The following is a 15,399-nucleotide window of genomic DNA, read 5'->3' on the forward strand; positions in this document are numbered from 1 at the left end:
AATGGATAATGTTTAAACACGAAATATTTGAGAAGAACTCCATTCTTCTGGTGGTTGGTATCCTGATCGTCGTCTCCATCGGCGGCATCATCGAGATTGCACCATTGTTCTACCTGGAAAGCACCATCGAAAAAGTGAAGGGCATGCGGCCCTACACTCCGCTGGAACTGGCCGGCCGGAATATCTACATCCGGGAAGGCTGTTATACCTGCCATTCCCAGATGATCCGGTCTACCCGTGACGAGGTGGAACGCTACGGCCATTACTCACTGGCGGCGGAAAGCATGTATGACCATCCGTTCCAGTGGGGCTCCAAGCGTACCGGTCCGGACCTGGCCCGTCTCGGCTATAAATATTCCGACGAATGGCACCGGGCCCATATGGTTGACCCGCGCCAGGTTGTGCCCGAGTCCATCATGCCCGGCTACCCGTTCCTGGCCAAGACCGCGCTGAAATACCAGACCATATCGGCTGACCTGAAAGCCAACCGGATGGTCGGCGTGCCCTATAGCGAAGACATGATCGCCAATGCGGCCCTGGACCTGGAAGCCCAGCTTGACGAGTATCATGACAATTATGATGCCTTCATGGAGCGCTATCCGAATGCCCAGGTCAGGGACTTCGACGGCAATCCGGAAAAAATTACCGAACTGGATGCCCTCATCGCTTATCTGCAGATGCTGGGAACCCTTGTTGACTTCTCGCTTTATAACGAAGAAGACAACAGGCGCTAACCCGGGACAAGGAGAGAGATAATGGATGTATCACATCAAGATGCCTCGGCTTTCGCCCAGACCTGGGGCCTGATTTTCCTTGTGGTCATGTTTGTGGCCGTACTGGCCTACGCACTATGGCCGAAAAACAAGGACAAATTCAACAAAGCTTCTCACGCACCACTGGATGAGGAATAGACATGAGCAAACAAACAGAAATAGATAATGTCAGCGGTGTGGAAACTACCGGACATGAGTGGGACGGGATCAAGGAACTGAATAATCCCCTGCCGCGCTGGTGGATATGGACGTGGCTGGTCAGTATAATCTGGTCTATCGGCTACTGGGTGGCGATGCCGGCCTGGCCGATGATTTCCGACTATACACAGGGGATGCTTGGTTATTCCCAGCGCACCGTTGTTGCGGAACAGATCGAAATGGCCAGGGCAGACCGGGCACATTTCGCAGAGAATCTGCTGACGGCTGATCTGGAAACCATCAAGAACACACAGGAACTGATGGAATTCGCCATGGCCGGCGGTAAGGCCGCTTTTGGTGACAACTGTGCCGGCTGTCACGGCTCTGGCGCTTCCGGCGCTATCGGATATCCCAACCTGAATGACGACGACTGGCTTTGGGGCGGCACGCTTGACGCCATCCACGAGACGCTCACCGTCGGCATTCGTTCCGTTCACGAAGACACCCGGATGAATGCCATGCCGGCCTTCCTGAAGGATGAAATTCTCGAGAAGGAACAGGTTTCCGATCTGGCTAATTATGTCCTTTCCCTGAGCGACAGCAGTCATGCTGCTCCGGAAGGCGCCGCAGTGCTGTTTGAAGAAAACTGCGCTTCCTGCCACGGTGAAGACGGCGCGGGCATCCAGGAACTGGGCGCGCCCAACCTGACAGACGGCATCTGGCTCTATGGTGGTGATTATGAAACCGTCTATGCTACCATCGCCAACAGCCGGTCCGGTGTTATGCCGACGTGGGCCGGCAGGCTCGATCCGGCGACCATTAAAAGTCTCGCCGTTTACGTCCACTCACTTGGTGGTGGCGAATAAAAATAATATATTCCGGGACCCGGGAGATGACACCTCTGCGGGGAGGACAAGACAAGTCAGAGTGGCAAAAAAGTCGCCAAAGGTCCCGGAATTTAAAACAGGGTATTTACTAATCAAAGGCATCCAGCATGGCAAACCAGCCTCAGAATCCGGGCGACAAAAATCCACGCCCGACCCCCGCTCCCCACGACGTTATCCCGCATCCCGAGGTGGAACGGGCTCAAGTTGAACCGGTCAACCGGCCGGAGGAACGCTCCCTTTATAAAAAACGGGAGAATATCTATCCGAAACGGGCCAACGGCACGTTCCGCAATATCAAATGGGCCATCATGGTCATCACCCTGGGTATTTATTACCTGTCGCCCTGGATCAGGTGGGACCGGGGCGAAGGCCTGCCCGACCAGGCAATCCTGATTGATTTTCCCGGCCGGCGCTTCTATTTCTTCTTTATCGAGATCTGGCCGCAGGAAGTCTATTACATCACCGGGCTGTTGATACTCGCAGCCATCGGCCTGTTCCTGGTCACCAGCACCGCCGGACGCATGTGGTGCGGCTATACCTGCCCGCAGACCGTCTGGGTCGACCTGTTTCTGGTGGTTGAACGTTTCTTCGAAGGCGACCGCAACGAGCGGATCAAACTGGATAAGGCTCCCTGGAGCCTCGCAAAAATCCGTAAAAAACTCTCCAAACATATCACCTGGCTTCTGATCGGGGTGGCGACGGGCGGGGCCTGGGTGTTTTATTTTGCCGATGCGCCGACCCTGTTCCAGCAATTGCTTCATTTCGAGGCCGATCCGAACGTCTATTTCTGGATTGCCCTGTTTACCTCGACCACTTACCTGCTCGGCGGTTTCGCCCGGGAACAGGTCTGTACCTACATGTGCCCCTGGCCCCGTATCCAGTCAGTGATGCTGGACGAGGACTCGCTCGCTGTCATGTATCGTTATGACCGGGGTGAACCCCGCGGCCCGCACAAGAAAGGCGAAAGCTGGGAAGGTCGCGGCGACTGTGTTCAATGTCGGCAATGCGTGGTCGTCTGCCCCCAGGGCATCGACATCCGCGACGGCATGCAGCTGGAATGCATCCAGTGTTCGCTCTGTATCGACGCCTGTAACGAGGTGATGGACAAGATCGGCCGTCCGCGCGGCCTGATTGCCTATGACAGCCTGGCCAATTTCGAAGCCCGGGCCAAAGGTGAAAAAGAACACTTCCGCTTAATCCGTCCCCGCACCATCATCTACAGTACCCTTATTTTAGTGGTCGGAGGCTTCATGCTCTATACCCTGCTGACCCGGGCCGAGCTTGAGGTCAATGTCCTCCGGGACCGCAACCCGGTCTTCGTACAGCTCAGCAGCGGCGATATCCGCAACGGATATACCCTGAAAATTCTCAACAAGTCGCGAAGCGATCGCGACTTCGCTATCAATGTGACCGGACTTGACAACTATGAGATCCGGGTCGAAGGTGTCACCGACATGACCGAAAACGGCCTGCCGGTCGTGCATGTGGAAAAAGACCGGTTGCGGTCGGTCAAGGTCTATGTCTCCGCACACCGGAAACATCTGGCCGGCAGCAGCACGGATATTTCCTTCGTCGTGCATGATGTGAACGGTCCGGAAGAGGACACCAAAGACACCAACTTCAAGGGGCCAAAATGATGGAAAAAACATCAAAACCAATAACCGGCAGAACCGTTCTCTTCTGGCTCATTGGCTTCTTTCTGGTCGTCTTTCTGGTTAATGGTGTCATGACCTGGCTGGCGCTGAACAGCTGGAACGGCCTGTCCACGGACAATGCCTACCGCAAGGGCCTGGCCTATAACGAAGAGATTGAACAGGCCCGCAAGCAGGCATTGTCCGGCTGGAAACTGCATATTTCCTCTGCCCCGGCAACGCAAAAGGGCGGCAATCTGGAAATAGGCCTCATCCACCCTGAAGCCAGCGTGGCGCCACCGACCATCCTGGTGCAGTTCCGGCGCCCGGTTGTCGAAGGCTATGACTTTGAGCTCGCCCTGCCGCTGACCGGCCAGGAAGAAGGCAAAATTCTTTATGTCGCGCCTGTCGATCTGCCCCTGCCGGGCGTGTGGGAAATCACGGCCATTGCAAAAAGCGATAATGATACTAAATACAAATTGAGTGACCGTATCGTCGTGAGCAAATAAAAATGGCCGAACCTCTCAAATCGCCGGAAATCGAGCATTTTGTGGTGGAGGGACTGCATTGTCCGTCATGCATCCGTGAAATCGAAGGCACGCTGGAAAAAAATCCCGCCATCCGCAATGCCCGGGTCAACCTGACCACCCAGCGGCTGGCGGTGCAATGGGCCAACGATGACCAGCCCGGATCGGAAGAAAGCCTCAGTAAAAGCGAACAGGTGATCGAAAGCCTGAAAAACATTGGCTTCCGGGCTTTTCGTTTCAAAGACGATCCTTCGCTGATGGCCGACGACAGGGAAAGCCGTTCCCTGCTGATTGCCATGGCGGTCGCCGGATTTGTTTCCGCCAATGTGATGCTGCTGTCCGTTTCTGTCTGGTCGGGCAATGTGTCCGACATGGCGGAAAGCACACGTCTGCTGATGCACTGGATATCCGCCCTGCTGGTGTTGCCGGCCGCGGCCTTTGCCGGTATGCCCTTCTACAGATCCGCCTGGGGAGCCGTTAAGGCCGGCCACCTGAACATGGATGTGCCGATTTCCCTGGCCGTGATCCTGGCCTGCGCCATGAGCCTGCTGGAAACCATGCAGGGGGCCATGCACACTTATTATGACGCGGCCGTGATGCTGCTGTTTTTCCTGCTCATAGGCCGGTATCTCGACCGCAAGATGCGCAACCACGCCCGCGGCGTGGCCCAGAACCTGATGTCCTACCGCCCGCACACGGCAACCCTGCTGCTGGATAACGGGGAAACCGAACTCAGCCCCATTGAAATGCTGCGCCCCGGCCAGACGGTCCGGGTCATGCCGGGAGACCGGATCCCCGTTGACGGCGAGATCCTGAAAGGCGTCTCGGAAATAGACAGCAGCCTGGTGACCGGTGAAACAATGCCGGTCAAGGCAGAACAGGGCACCGAAGTCTTTGCCGGCACTATGAATTTGAACGGGGTGCTGGACGTCAAAATCAGGGCGCTCAGCGGCAAGACCCTGCTGGACGAAATCATCACCCTGATGGAAACCGCCGAACAGGGCCGGGCCAAATATGTCCGCCTCGCCGACAAGGCGGCAAAAATCTATGCCCCGGCCGTACATTTGCTGGCGCTGTTCACCTTCATCGGCTGGATGCTGTTTTCCACCGTCGGCTGGCAACAGTCGCTGATCACTGCCATTGCCGTGCTGATCATTACCTGCCCCTGCGCGCTCGGCCTGGCTGTGCCGGTGGTCCAGGTCGTGGCGTCCAACCTTTTGTTCAAGTCAGGCATCCTGGTCAAGGCCGCCGACGGGCTGGAACGTCTGGCCGAAGTCGACACCGTGGTTTTTGACAAGACCGGCACCCTGACCCTGGGCCAGCCTGAACTGGCCAACGCGGATGACATTGAGCCGGCAAAGCTGGAACTGGCGGCAAGCCTCGCCAAATCCTCAAGCCATCCGCTGTGCCGGGCCCTGATTGTCGCCTGTCACGAACGGGACATCCCGACCATCGCCACCGGCAGCCCCCTGCATGAAGAGGCAGGCATGGGTCTGCGGGCTGTCATCGACGGACGGGAAGTCCGCCTCGGCAATCGCAGCTGGTGCACTGTCCCTGCAAATATACAGGACAATACAAAATACAGCGAACTGTGGCTGGCCATCGACGGCGAAGAGCCTGTTTTCCTTGCCTTCCGCGACCGGCTGCGCCGGGATGCGGTCGAGGTTTGTGAGTGGCTGAAAAAAGACGGCCTTGACCTGATTCTGCTGTCCGGCGACCGGGAAGATGTGGTCCGCGAAACCGCTGCCGAGCTTGGCATCGACAACTGGCAGGCCGGCTGCAAGCCGCAGGAAAAAATCGCCGTGCTGGAAGAACTGAAAGCGAAAGGGAAAAAGACCCTGATGGTTGGCGACGGCCTCAATGATGCGCCGGCGCTGGCCGCCGCCCATGTCTCCATTTCCCCCAGTTCCGCTGCCGATGTCAGCCAGAATGCCGCCGACTTTATCTTCCAGTCCCAGAAACTGGACACCATTGTCCGGGCGCTGCAGGTGTCGCGCAAGAGCCGCACCCTGGTGTTCGTCAACTTCGCCTTTGCCGCCGCCTATAACATCATCGCCGTACCCTTTGCCGCCGCCGGCTTCCTGACCCCGCTGATTGCGGCACTGGCCATGTCCGGCTCCAGCATCGTGGTCACCCTCAACGCCCTGCGGCTCAACCTTGCACGGCTCTACAGCAGCAGAGGGAACGCCTGATGGACGTAATTATCTATCTGATCCCGATAGCCCTGCTGATGGGGCTTGCCGGACTGGTCGCCTTTCTCTGGTCTTTGAAAAACGGCCAGTATGACGACCTGGAGGGCGCCAGTTACCGGGCCCTGTTCGAGGAAGACGAGATGGAGAAAAAGAGTCCCCCGACTGACGCTCAGTCTTCGCCGTCGAAATAACCCGCTTCCTGCGGATAGAAAAACTTTCTTAGTGCCGCCTTTGCAGGATCGCCGCCCGGCGCCTGGCCGGCCAATACCGCCATCTTGCCGGTATTGGGGTAAAGTACTACTTCCGGTTCCTTCATGGTCGAAAAACAGAGATATTCCAGATCCCGGTCCGTATGGTTATACATCTGGTGGGAATGCTCCTCGCCTCTCGGCAGGGAAATAAAGGTGCCTTCCCGGACGATTTGTTCCTTGCCGCCGCAAAGATGCGTTCCTTCCCCTTTGAGGATATAGATCGCCTCTTCATTGGCCATATGATAATGCTCCGGAAAAGCGCGCTTTCCGGGCGGCAGCCGTAAGATGCCGCACCCCAGTTCCTGCGCTCCCGACGGTAAGGTAAAGGACTTACCGAACAGGTGAAATTTATCACCGTGACTTACTTCCCGCCAGTCCAGCTCATCCCGGTGAACGATATTTGAATTGCTATTTTCCTTTTTCCCTGACATGGGTGCCTCCTGATATTTTCTTTCCATCAGTCACAAGATCATTTAAGACAGGCACTATAGCAAATAATCAACGATGGCAGGACCATGAATATGTCAGAGATCAGAATCGGAATCGTCGGCTGTGGCGGCCGCATGGGCCAGGCCCTGGTCCGGGAAGTACTGGACAGCGAACAGGCCGCTTTGAGCGGCGGCACTGAGCCTCATGACAGCCCGCTGATCGGCAGCCCCATCCGCCATCCCGGCAGTGGCGCAGACACCGGCCTGAAGGTCACCGACAACGCAGAACACCTGTTTAAAATCTCTGACATCGTCATCGACTTCACCTGTCCGACCGCCACCCGGCTGCATTGTTCCTATGCGGAAAAATACAATACCGCCCATATCATCGGCACGACCGGCCTGACCGAAGAAGATGAGAAAGCCATCAACTCGGCCGCTGACCTGGTGCCGGTGGTTTATGCCTCCAACTTCTCGCTGGGTGTCAATCTGCTGTTTTACCTGACCCGGCAGGCGGCCAGCCTGCTGGATGAGGATTTTGACATCGAGATTCTGGAAATGCATCACCGTCACAAGGTGGATGCCCCCAGCGGCACCGCCCTCAGCCTCGGCAAGGAAGCGGCCAGAGGACGCGGCGTTGTCCTCGACGATGTGGCCGACAAGGTCCGTGACGGCATCACCGGCGAACGCAAGCGCGGCGATATCGGATTTGCAGTCCTGCGCGGCGGCAATGTGGCCGGCGAACATACGGTCAGCTTCAATGCCTATGACGAACGGATCGAGCTCACCCATAAGGCCACAGACCGGGCCATCTTTGCCCGCGGGGCGCTGAAAGCCGCCCTCTGGGCGTTCAGCCGCAGGGCCGGTCTTTACGACATGTTTGACGTGCTGGGGCTGGACAAGGTCTGAGCCGCCCCCCCCTGCCGGACTATTTCTCCGACGGCAGAACTTGCTTCAGGGCGTCGAAGATCAGATTCTGTTCCATCACACCGCCGATCTTTTCAGCACCGGCCCCCTTGGCGTAGATGGCCACATCCTCGCCGCCGTGGGTTTCGCTCTTGCGCGGCAGCAGGGCCTGCTGGACAAATTCCGGATCCGTTGTATCCACATCGGTAAGATCCCGACGCTCATAATGATGATCGTCCGCCGGCCAGATACCGCCCGGACCATTCTGATATCCCAGGGTAGTATAGGGTTTGCCGTCTTCCATCAGGCTATAAGTCTTTTCCGGATTGCCGTGGTCGTCATTGCCGATCACCTTGCCGAGAATCGGATTACCGCGGGTCGGGTAACCGGCCATGATGAAGGTATGGCTGTGGTCGGCGGTAACGATGATCAGGGTATCGGCATCGTCGGTCAGGCTGTCGGCCATTTTCACAGCCTCATTGAGCGCCACGCCGTCGGTCAGCGCCATGGCGGCCCGGCCGTCATGATGGCCGTGATCAATACGTCCGCCCTCCACCATCAGGAAATAACCCTTGTCATTCCTTGACAGCACCTTGATGGCTTTTTCCGTCATTTCCGCCAGCGACGGTTCACGAGAACCATCTTTCGTGCGGTCATAGTCATATTGCATGTGACCGGGTTCGAACAACCCCAGCAGCCGGTCGGTAGCGGCCGGATCAATAGCGGCGAACTGCTCCGCATTCCAGACATAGGCTCCATCCGGATGTTTTGCCTGCCATTCCCGGGTCAGGTCGCGGCCGTCATGGCGTTCCCCGGTCTTTATCGCATATTCCGGATCGATCATGGTCGCAGGAAGAAAATTGCGCCGGCCACCACCAAGCGCCACCTCAATCCCGTTGCCTTTGTTAAAATCGACAAACTGCAGGGCGACATCCTTACAGCCCTGTTCCAGTGCTTCCTTCGGCATTTCACTGTCTGCTTCCCAGTCGCGCTCGGAAATATGGGCATAGCTCGCCCCCGGCGTGGCATGTGTCAGCCGGGCTGTGGTCACCACGCCGGTGGACAGGCCCTGTTCTTCCGCCAGCTCCAGAATCGTCGGCAGTTCGGTGCCTGGGGTGGAGGCGCAGTCGGCCCGGATCACATCCGGTCCCACACCCAGAACCCCGGCCTTGGTTTTCACGCCGGTATAGATCGCCGTGGCGGTACCGGCGCTGTCAGGCACCTGCTGGTTGGTGTTATAGGTCTTGGACAGGGCAACCCGGGGAAAGGCTTCCCAGCTCAGGGTATTTTCCTCGCCGCTCATGCCCCTGAGCTGGCCCTCGTAAATCCGGATTGCGGTGACCGTGCTGACCCCCATACCATCACCGATAAACAGGATGACATTTTTCGGCTTTGCCGCAACCACCGGTGTTTCGGTGATCTGTTTATCCGGTGTGCAGGCTGTTACGCCGATAACCATCAGGGCGGTACAGGAAAGACGGAAAGTCATTCCGTCCAGTTTTTTCAACAGGTTCATTCGAGATCCTCGACTAGAGATATTTACCAATTTTTGGTGTAGTCGAGTTTTGTTGAACTATTGTGAAGGCATCCTCACTAGTTTGACGAATCCCGGTCCTGCCGCTCGTGCTCTTTATCCAGATCCCTGAAATAAATGCGGGCGCGCTCCATCACCCGGGGTGCAAGCAACAGGGTGGAGGTCATTGTCGGGATGGCCATGACCGCATACATGCCGTCTATCAGGCCGATCACTGCCTTCAGACTGGCGACAGCACCGACTACAATCAGAGCCACATAAAACCAGACATAATAATGTTCCCGTTCCGCCCCGATCAGAAAACCGGTGCATTTACTGCCGTAATACCAGAAACTGAGCATGGTACTGATGGCGAGGAAAAACACCATCACTGTCAGCAGATAACCGCCAAGCCCCGGAAAGGCAGCTTCAAAGGCGCTGCCGGTCAGGCTGACGCCGTTGGCGTCACCCTGCCAGACCCCGGTCACCAGAATGGCCAGCGCCGTACAGGTGCAGACAATCAGGGTATCAATCACCGGCCCCAGCATGGCCACGAGCCCCTCCCGGGTCGGATAATCCGTCTTCGCCGCCCCGTGGGCCAGCGATTCGGTGCCGATCCCGGCTTCATTGGAAAAGGCGCCCCGCTGGACACCGATCAGGATCACCGCGCCGACGGCACCCCCGGCAGCGGCCTTGCCGGAAAAGGCGTCGGTGACAATCAGCGTCAGCATCTCCGGGATATTTTCCGCATACATCACAAGCAATATAGTCGTCATCACGACATAAAAGACCACCATCAGCGGCACCAGCCGGCTGGTCACGTCGGCGATGCGCTGGATCCGGCCGGAAATGATCGCCAGAACCAGACCGGCCATAAGAAGGCCAGCTATCAGATCAAACAAAAAATGATCATCAGCAGACGTCAGGCCCGCCGGCACAGCCACCATGTCACGGATAATCTGAATCAGCTGGTTGATCTGGAAAACCGGTAGGGTCCCCATCAGCCCGGCAAAGGCAAAAAGGATGGCTAACGGTATCCATTTCCGGCCCAGACCTTCCCTTATCACATACATGGGGCCACCCTGCAGATGACCCTTGCTGTCATATCCCCGGTACATAATCGCCAGGGACGCGGTAAAAAATTTCGTCGCCATGCCGACAATAGCCGTGACCCACATCCAGAAGACAGCCCCCGGCCCGCCAATGGTAATGGCCAGCGCCACCCCGGTGATATTACCGAGTCCCAGGGTGCCGGACAGAGCCGTTGCCAGAGCCTGGAAATGGGAAATGTCCCCGTGGCCGCCCGCCTTGTTATATTTTCCCCGCAGGATATCGATGGCATGCGGAAGATATTTGTAGGGCAGAAACCGCGAATACAGCATGAAAAAGAGGCCGCCCAGAACAATCAGGGCAACCAGCGGTTTGCCCCACATAAAGGCGGCGAATTCGTTAAAAAAAACTTCAATGGCCGACATGGAGCCGTTCCCCCTTACGCTTTACTGAATGTATGATTATTTATCTCCGATTGTCAGGCAGTTGCCGGATTTGCGCCGCTCTTGTACCGTCGAATGGCATTGTCCAGATCCAAGGAAAATTCTTTTCGCTCTTCCTCGGTCAGAAATTCGCCGACAAACAGACCGCGCCCATGTGAAGAAATCAACAGATAACGCTGGCGCATGGCCTGGGGATCCTTTTTTCGATATTCCAGCGCCAGCCGGACCCAGTAGGGATTGAACGACCAGGCCTGCTCATCGCCCTTGTGATCAATGCGCCGGACCACAAGTTCGTCGCCGATCAGGGAAATGGTTTCCACCAGCCGGCCCGAGCGGTAATTGAGTTTGAAAGCGACATAGATCAACAGGACATCAAGGCCCATAAAGCCGAAAACAGGCCAGGCCCCCTTCAGGAAAAAGATCAGGCCAATGACGAAGCTGATGATCGAAACCAGGGTCATCAGAATCAGGAATCCCTTCGGACCCAGCGATCTATGCGGGTAAAGGGTGGCGTCAAACCAGATCTTGTCGGTACTCTCCTGCATTAAAGCAGTATAGCCCTCTTCCCTTGCGCAACCAAGCCCGTTAATATCCCGCCCATCAAAAGGACCGTAAGAAAATGAAAAAACAGGATGTTTACGAGTTTTTCTCCCGCCTCCGGGATCTTGATCCGGAGCCGAAGGGGGAATTGAACTATACAAACCCCTATACCCTGCTTGTGGCCGTCGCCCTTTCCGCGCAGGCCACCGACGTGGGTGTGAACAAAGCAACCAAAGAGCTGTTCAAGATCGTTTCAACTCCACAGGATATGCTCGACCTGGGTGAAGAAGGACTGAAGAAACATATTAAAACCATCGGCCTGTATAATTCAAAAGCGGCCAATGTCATGAAGGCTGCCAGAATATTGGTTGACGACTATGACGGGGTAGTTCCACAGGAACGCGAAGAACTGGAGAAGCTGCCCGGCGTCGGACGCAAAACCGCCAATGTGGTCCTCAACATTGCCTTCGGCCAGCCGACCATTGCCGTGGATACCCATCTGTTCCGGGTCAGCAACCGGACCGGTCTCGCGCCGGGGAAAACACCGCTGGCCGTGGAAAAAAAGCTGGAAAAAATCATCCCGAAAGAGTTCGCCATGCATGCCCACCACTGGCTGATCCTGCATGGTCGTTATATTTGCAAGGCCCGAAAACCTAACTGCCCGGTCTGTCCGGTTGCGGATCTGTGCCGCTATAAGGATAAGACGGTGATTGAGGACTGATATCTTCCTCAGGCAGTGTCGGTAGCGCCCCATCTTCGATAACAAAGCTGTCAAGGCAGGCATCGGAGGATACTGTCGGGTTGGGGCTCGACAGGTCGGCGGCCAGACTGTCCACATAATCCAGCGTCAGGTCGCCCAGCTCATTCTCGTAAAAATAGAGATGGATCACACAGTCGCTGTTTTTATACATCCAGATCCGGGCATCCTTTTCGTGGCGCACCACTTCGGCCGGGCCCAGAATACCCTCTACCGTCAGCGGAGACAGGCCAATAATATTTTCCACCCTGAACAGGGGATCCGGTTCGGGCTCGGGAACCGGCTCGGCTTCCTCCGGGACGGCAGGTTCAGAAACCGGCGTCTCTGTCACCGGCGGGGTTCCCGCACTGCCGCAGGAGGTCAGGAAAAAGAGGACGGCGGGCAGGAGATATTTCATCATTTCCCGTCCCGGTCCTGGTTCGTCCAGTCATTGCTGTATGACCCGGCCACTTCGTGACCTGCCATCATCCTGTCCTTCATGGTCAGATGAAAAATATGGCTCATGATGGCCGCGGCCAGGATTGGCGCCGTCAGGTTAACAACGGGAATGGTAAACAGAATGGTGACAAAAAGTCCCGCAAACAGCACATAACCCCGAATAGACTTCCGGTGCTCGCCGGCTTCCTTGATGCCCAGATGGCGCACCGCCACCATCTCATAATAGCCCCAGCCCAGAAGATAGCCGTTTAACAGATAAAAGATGATCACAGGCCCGACGCCAGTCCAGAAAAAGATGATATAAAACGGTACAGCCAGGATATTCAGGAGAATGATATAGAAGGCCAGGCGGATAGCCAGATAACTCAGATGCCAGAGCCCCAGCCGCTTGCCCGCCTTGTGACCGGGATAATATTTATCCTCGACCGCATCAACCACATCATCGAGGAAGATGGACACAAAAATGGTGGATATGGGTACAAAAAGCAACACCGCGAGCCACGCCAGCCCAAAACCGAAAAGTAAATCGGCAATCCACTGGACCCAGTCCCAGTCAAAATCAAGGTAGGGAACTTTATCTTTCAGGGCATCGGCAAGAAAAAAGGCTGCTGCCAGGGCCGCGAAGGTGGAAATCATACCGAGAATAAAGACACGCAGAAATGCGCTGTCAAAGATTTGTGCAAGGGTCCGTTCAACGGAGGTCACCAGATGGTTCACTTTTCTTTCCTTCCTGCCCCTTAATACCCTTAACAGAAATATGGAGGTTTTTCCCGAAAAGGCAAGATGCAATTCCCGCCCGACAGCGGATTATTGACCTTGCGCTTCCCGCCCTCCCCATTATACTCTGCGCACTTTCAGGAGTTTGACATGACGAAAAAATATGATGTTGTCGGCATCGGCAACGCCATTGTAGATATTCTCACCCATGTAGAAGACGGGTTCCTGGCCGAGCAGAAGCTGGCCAAGGGCAGCATGCAGTTGTTTGACGAGGCCGCAGCAGCGGAACTTTATGAAAAACTGGGACAGGCCATAGAATGTTCCGGCGGATCAGCGGCCAACACGGTTGCCGGGCTTGCCTCCATGGGCAGCAAATCAGCCTTCATCGGCAAGGTTCGCGATGACCAGCTTGGCCGGATCTTCCGCCATGACATCACCTCTCTGGGGGCCGACTTCACAACCTCGAACGCCACATGGGGTCCGGCAACAGCCCTGTGCCAGGTTCTGGTGACCCCGGATGCGGAAAGAACCATGTGCACCTACCTCGGCGCCTGTGTCAACCTGACGGAAGAGGATATAGACGAGGAAATGATCCGCAATGCCTCCATTACCTATCTGGAAGGTTATCTGTGGGATCCGGAAGAAGCCAAGAAAGCCTTCCGCAAGGCCATTGCCATTGCCCATGACGCCGGACAGAAAACCTCCCTCAGCCTGTCGGATCCCTTCTGTGTGGATCGTCACCGGGAAGAATTCCTGTCCCTGACCAGGGACGATATCGATATTCTTTTCGCCAATGAAGAAGAGCTGCTGATGCTGTTTGATACACGCGATCTCAATACCGCGCTGGCAGCCGTCAAGGAGCATTGCGAAATCGCCGCCATTACCCGCGGCGCCAAGGGATGTGTCGTCACCTACAACAGCGAAACCATCGAAGTCAGTGGCCGGCGCGTCAGCAACCTGGTGGACACCACCGGGGCCGGCGACCTGTTTGCCGCCGGATTCCTTCATGGATATGTCTCAGGCGCTGATATGGCGACCTGCGGAAGCATGGGCAACCTGATCGCCAGCGAAGTTATCAGCCACATGGGCGCCCGGCCGGATATTGACCTTAAGGCGTTTCTGGATCAGAATATGGGGACAAGTGGAGAGGTTAACTAAAATGTCTTTAGTAAAAGCAGGAGCCCTGTCCCTGGTGTTTGCTGTGAGTATCGCGCAGGCCGGGTATGCAGAATGCGAGTTCCCAAAACGGCCGGTTATTCCCGATGGAAAAACCGTGACCAAAGAACATCTGCTGGAAGTCATCCAGGTCTTCAAGCACCGCTTCCAGCCGGACGTACGCCGGTTCCAGAACTGTATCAAGAATGAACAGATTGCCGTTGGCGACTTTGCAACGGACGATCAGACCGAAGAATGGACGTCGCGACATGATGCCGCCTACCAGATTGAAGAACGTCTGGCCGGCCAGCTCAATCAGGCGATACGGGATTTCAAAGCCCGGGAAGCAGCCGGTGATACAGCCCCGAATGAGAAAACAGAAGAAACATCCGGCACTGCCGCACAGCCTGAAACCGGTGAAGACGACAACACTTCTGAATAATATCAGACCATTGAGATCGGACTGTTCCCACCGGAGACGGTGTTAAAAAAATACTTGAAGCCGAATAAAATCATATTCACGTCCCTGTCATTTTCCGACAGGGGCAGGCCAAGGGCGTAATAGTTCAGATAGTTCCTGGTTTTTCTGTCAAGTTTGTCACAGGCCAGATAGGGCGCCCTGTTTTCAACCAGCCATGACATATTTTCTGCGATAGTTTCATGGTTTTGATAAACGTCAATATATTGACCGGTCATATCTTCACCAATAACCTTGACACTCTCCGATCCCATCAGCCGAATTCTATATCGGCGCGGATCCTGCTCCACATCAACCAGGACAATGAGCGGAAGTATGGATGACAGTTGCCCCGGCTGGATATCAGCCCGGGCGGGCATGACCCGATCCCCTCGGATTTTATTCCAATACACGAAGAGTTCCCGAAGCGCTTCTACAGGAATATCTTCTAACGCAACATCTTTACTGAACATTGTTTTTACCCAACTGCAACGATACCCCAATGTGTAATCACCTGGTCATAAACAGAAATAGTTGTGATTACACATAATTAGAATTTTAGATAAAAAAACAGCCCGCACAAGCAATAATTGTGT

Annotated in this window: 18 protein-coding genes; 11 read left to right on the plus strand and 7 right to left on the minus strand. The window is 55.8% G+C overall.

Annotated features, from left to right (window positions below; translation table 11 throughout):
• Window positions 1–8 precede the first annotated feature (8 nt).
• From ccoO to ccoS, 7 genes are all read left to right on the plus strand, one after another.
• Window positions 9–734: a cytochrome-c oxidase, cbb3-type subunit II gene (gene ccoO, locus ACORNT_RS01625; RefSeq protein ID WP_321394433.1), complete on the plus strand. Its 726-nt coding sequence runs from the start codon at window positions 9–11 to the stop codon at window positions 732–734.
• Between the two features lie 21 nt (window positions 735–755).
• Window positions 756–911: a cbb3-type cytochrome c oxidase subunit 3 gene (locus tag ACORNT_RS01630; protein WP_321394436.1), complete on the plus strand. Its 156-nt coding sequence runs from the start codon at window positions 756–758 to the stop codon at window positions 909–911.
• A gap of 2 nt (window positions 912–913) precedes the next feature.
• Window positions 914–1,777 carry a cytochrome-c oxidase, cbb3-type subunit III gene (gene ccoP, locus ACORNT_RS01635; protein ID WP_321394441.1) on the plus strand — a complete coding sequence of 288 codons (864 nt, stop codon included), beginning with the start codon at window positions 914–916 and terminating at the stop codon, window positions 1,775–1,777.
• A gap of 128 nt (window positions 1,778–1,905) precedes the next feature.
• A complete protein-coding gene (gene ccoG / locus ACORNT_RS01640; RefSeq protein ID WP_321394443.1) occupies window positions 1,906–3,435 on the plus strand; it encodes a cytochrome c oxidase accessory protein CcoG in 1,530 nt (509 codons plus the stop codon).
• Entirely contained in the window at window positions 3,432–3,938 is a 507-nt protein-coding gene (locus ACORNT_RS01645) for a FixH family protein (protein WP_321394446.1), read from the plus strand. Before ccoG ends, ACORNT_RS01645 begins: the two co-directional genes overlap by 4 nt.
• A 2-nt stretch (window positions 3,939–3,940) precedes the next feature.
• Window positions 3,941–6,148: a heavy metal translocating P-type ATPase gene (locus tag ACORNT_RS01650; RefSeq protein ID WP_321394449.1), complete on the plus strand. Its 2,208-nt coding sequence runs from the start codon at window positions 3,941–3,943 to the stop codon at window positions 6,146–6,148.
• Window positions 6,148–6,339: a cbb3-type cytochrome oxidase assembly protein CcoS gene (gene ccoS / locus ACORNT_RS01655; RefSeq protein WP_321394451.1), complete on the plus strand. Its 192-nt coding sequence runs from the start codon at window positions 6,148–6,150 to the stop codon at window positions 6,337–6,339. Before ACORNT_RS01650 ends, ccoS begins: the two co-directional genes overlap by 1 nt.
• Here the strand turns inward: ccoS and ACORNT_RS01660 are convergent.
• Window positions 6,318–6,830 (minus strand): cupin domain-containing protein, encoded by a 513-nt coding sequence (locus ACORNT_RS01660; protein ID WP_321394455.1) that lies wholly within the window; start codon window positions 6,828–6,830, stop codon window positions 6,318–6,320. The two genes, ccoS and ACORNT_RS01660, sit on opposite strands and share 22 nt — an antisense overlap.
• Before the next feature lie 90 nt (window positions 6,831–6,920).
• Here ACORNT_RS01660 and dapB point away from each other — a divergent pair, with 90 nt between their 5' ends.
• Window positions 6,921–7,736, plus strand: a complete 816-nt coding sequence (dapB, locus tag ACORNT_RS01665; protein ID WP_321394458.1) for a 4-hydroxy-tetrahydrodipicolinate reductase — start codon at window positions 6,921–6,923, stop codon at window positions 7,734–7,736.
• Between the two features lie 19 nt (window positions 7,737–7,755).
• Here the strand turns inward: dapB and ACORNT_RS01670 are convergent, their stop codons facing one another.
• The 3 genes from ACORNT_RS01670 to ACORNT_RS01680 all read right to left on the minus strand — a co-directional run bounded on the left by ACORNT_RS01670 (window position 7,756) and on the right by ACORNT_RS01680 (window position 11,284).
• Window positions 7,756–9,249 (minus strand): alkaline phosphatase, encoded by a 1,494-nt coding sequence (locus tag ACORNT_RS01670; protein WP_321394460.1) that lies wholly within the window; start codon window positions 9,247–9,249, stop codon window positions 7,756–7,758.
• Between the two features lie 77 nt (window positions 9,250–9,326).
• Window positions 9,327–10,721: an amino acid carrier protein gene (locus ACORNT_RS01675; protein WP_321394463.1), complete on the minus strand. Its 1,395-nt coding sequence runs from the start codon at window positions 10,719–10,721 to the stop codon at window positions 9,327–9,329.
• Between the two features lie 53 nt (window positions 10,722–10,774).
• A complete protein-coding gene (locus ACORNT_RS01680) occupies window positions 10,775–11,284 on the minus strand; it encodes a DUF2244 domain-containing protein (protein WP_321394466.1) in 510 nt (169 codons plus the stop codon).
• A 74-nt stretch (window positions 11,285–11,358) separates the two neighbouring features.
• Between ACORNT_RS01680 and nth the strand changes: the two genes are divergently transcribed.
• On the plus strand, window positions 11,359–12,000 hold the full coding sequence (gene nth, locus ACORNT_RS01685) for an endonuclease III (protein WP_321394469.1): 642 nt from the start codon (window positions 11,359–11,361) through the stop codon (window positions 11,998–12,000).
• On the opposite strand, the gene ACORNT_RS01690 is transcribed toward nth, so the two are convergent.
• Window positions 11,933–12,436 (minus strand): hypothetical protein, encoded by a 504-nt coding sequence (locus tag ACORNT_RS01690; RefSeq protein ID WP_321394472.1) that lies wholly within the window; start codon window positions 12,434–12,436, stop codon window positions 11,933–11,935. The two genes, nth and ACORNT_RS01690, sit on opposite strands and share 68 nt — an antisense overlap.
• A complete protein-coding gene (locus tag ACORNT_RS01695; protein ID WP_321394475.1) occupies window positions 12,433–13,191 on the minus strand; it encodes an EI24 domain-containing protein in 759 nt (252 codons plus the stop codon). The genes ACORNT_RS01690 and ACORNT_RS01695 overlap by 4 nt, the downstream gene beginning before the upstream one ends.
• A gap of 150 nt (window positions 13,192–13,341) precedes the next feature.
• Here ACORNT_RS01695 and ACORNT_RS01700 point away from each other — a divergent pair, with 150 nt between their 5' ends.
• Both ACORNT_RS01700 and ACORNT_RS01705 read left to right on the plus strand, forming a co-directional pair.
• Window positions 13,342–14,349, plus strand: a complete 1,008-nt coding sequence (locus ACORNT_RS01700; protein WP_321394478.1) for an adenosine kinase — start codon at window positions 13,342–13,344, stop codon at window positions 14,347–14,349.
• Window position 14,350: 1 nt separating this feature from the next.
• Window positions 14,351–14,788, plus strand: coding sequence for a hypothetical protein (locus tag ACORNT_RS01705; RefSeq protein ID WP_321394481.1), 438 nt, complete (start codon window positions 14,351–14,353; stop codon window positions 14,786–14,788).
• 2 nt (window positions 14,789–14,790) lie between these two features.
• Here ACORNT_RS01705 and ACORNT_RS01710 read toward each other — a convergent pair whose 3' ends face one another.
• The gene (locus ACORNT_RS01710) at window positions 14,791–15,276 is read right to left on the minus strand and encodes a PAS domain-containing protein (protein WP_321394483.1); all 486 of its coding nucleotides are present in this window, start codon (window positions 15,274–15,276) and stop codon (window positions 14,791–14,793) included.
• Between the last annotated feature and the right edge of the window lie 123 nt (window positions 15,277–15,399).

Source organism: Emcibacter sp. (assembly GCF_963675455.1).
Lineage (GTDB): Bacteria > Pseudomonadota > Alphaproteobacteria > Sphingomonadales > Emcibacteraceae > Emcibacter.

Coding starts and splice junctions, on each gene's coding strand:
- ccoO (WP_321394433.1), top strand. CDS start 9: ATGTTTAAACACGAAATATTTGAGAAGAACTCCATTCTTCTGGTGGTT.
- ACORNT_RS01630 (WP_321394436.1), top strand. CDS start 756: ATGGATGTATCACATCAAGATGCCTCGGCTTTCGCCCAGACCTGGGGC.
- ccoP (WP_321394441.1), top strand. CDS start 914: ATGAGCAAACAAACAGAAATAGATAATGTCAGCGGTGTGGAAACTACC.
- ccoG (WP_321394443.1), top strand. CDS start 1,906: ATGGCAAACCAGCCTCAGAATCCGGGCGACAAAAATCCACGCCCGACC.
- ACORNT_RS01645 (WP_321394446.1), top strand. CDS start 3,432: ATGATGGAAAAAACATCAAAACCAATAACCGGCAGAACCGTTCTCTTC.
- ACORNT_RS01650 (WP_321394449.1), top strand. CDS start 3,941: ATGGCCGAACCTCTCAAATCGCCGGAAATCGAGCATTTTGTGGTGGAG.
- ccoS (WP_321394451.1), top strand. CDS start 6,148: ATGGACGTAATTATCTATCTGATCCCGATAGCCCTGCTGATGGGGCTT.
- ACORNT_RS01660 (WP_321394455.1), bottom strand. CDS start 6,830: ATGTCAGGGAAAAAGGAAAATAGCAATTCAAATATCGTTCACCGGGAT.
- dapB (WP_321394458.1), top strand. CDS start 6,921: ATGTCAGAGATCAGAATCGGAATCGTCGGCTGTGGCGGCCGCATGGGC.
- ACORNT_RS01670 (WP_321394460.1), bottom strand. CDS start 9,249: ATGAACCTGTTGAAAAAACTGGACGGAATGACTTTCCGTCTTTCCTGT.
- ACORNT_RS01675 (WP_321394463.1), bottom strand. CDS start 10,721: ATGTCGGCCATTGAAGTTTTTTTTAACGAATTCGCCGCCTTTATGTGG.
- ACORNT_RS01680 (WP_321394466.1), bottom strand. CDS start 11,284: ATGCAGGAGAGTACCGACAAGATCTGGTTTGACGCCACCCTTTACCCG.
- nth (WP_321394469.1), top strand. CDS start 11,359: ATGAAAAAACAGGATGTTTACGAGTTTTTCTCCCGCCTCCGGGATCTT.
- ACORNT_RS01690 (WP_321394472.1), bottom strand. CDS start 12,436: ATGATGAAATATCTCCTGCCCGCCGTCCTCTTTTTCCTGACCTCCTGC.
- ACORNT_RS01700 (WP_321394478.1), top strand. CDS start 13,342: ATGACGAAAAAATATGATGTTGTCGGCATCGGCAACGCCATTGTAGAT.
- ACORNT_RS01705 (WP_321394481.1), top strand. CDS start 14,351: ATGTCTTTAGTAAAAGCAGGAGCCCTGTCCCTGGTGTTTGCTGTGAGT.
- ACORNT_RS01710 (WP_321394483.1), bottom strand. CDS start 15,276: ATGTTCAGTAAAGATGTTGCGTTAGAAGATATTCCTGTAGAAGCGCTT.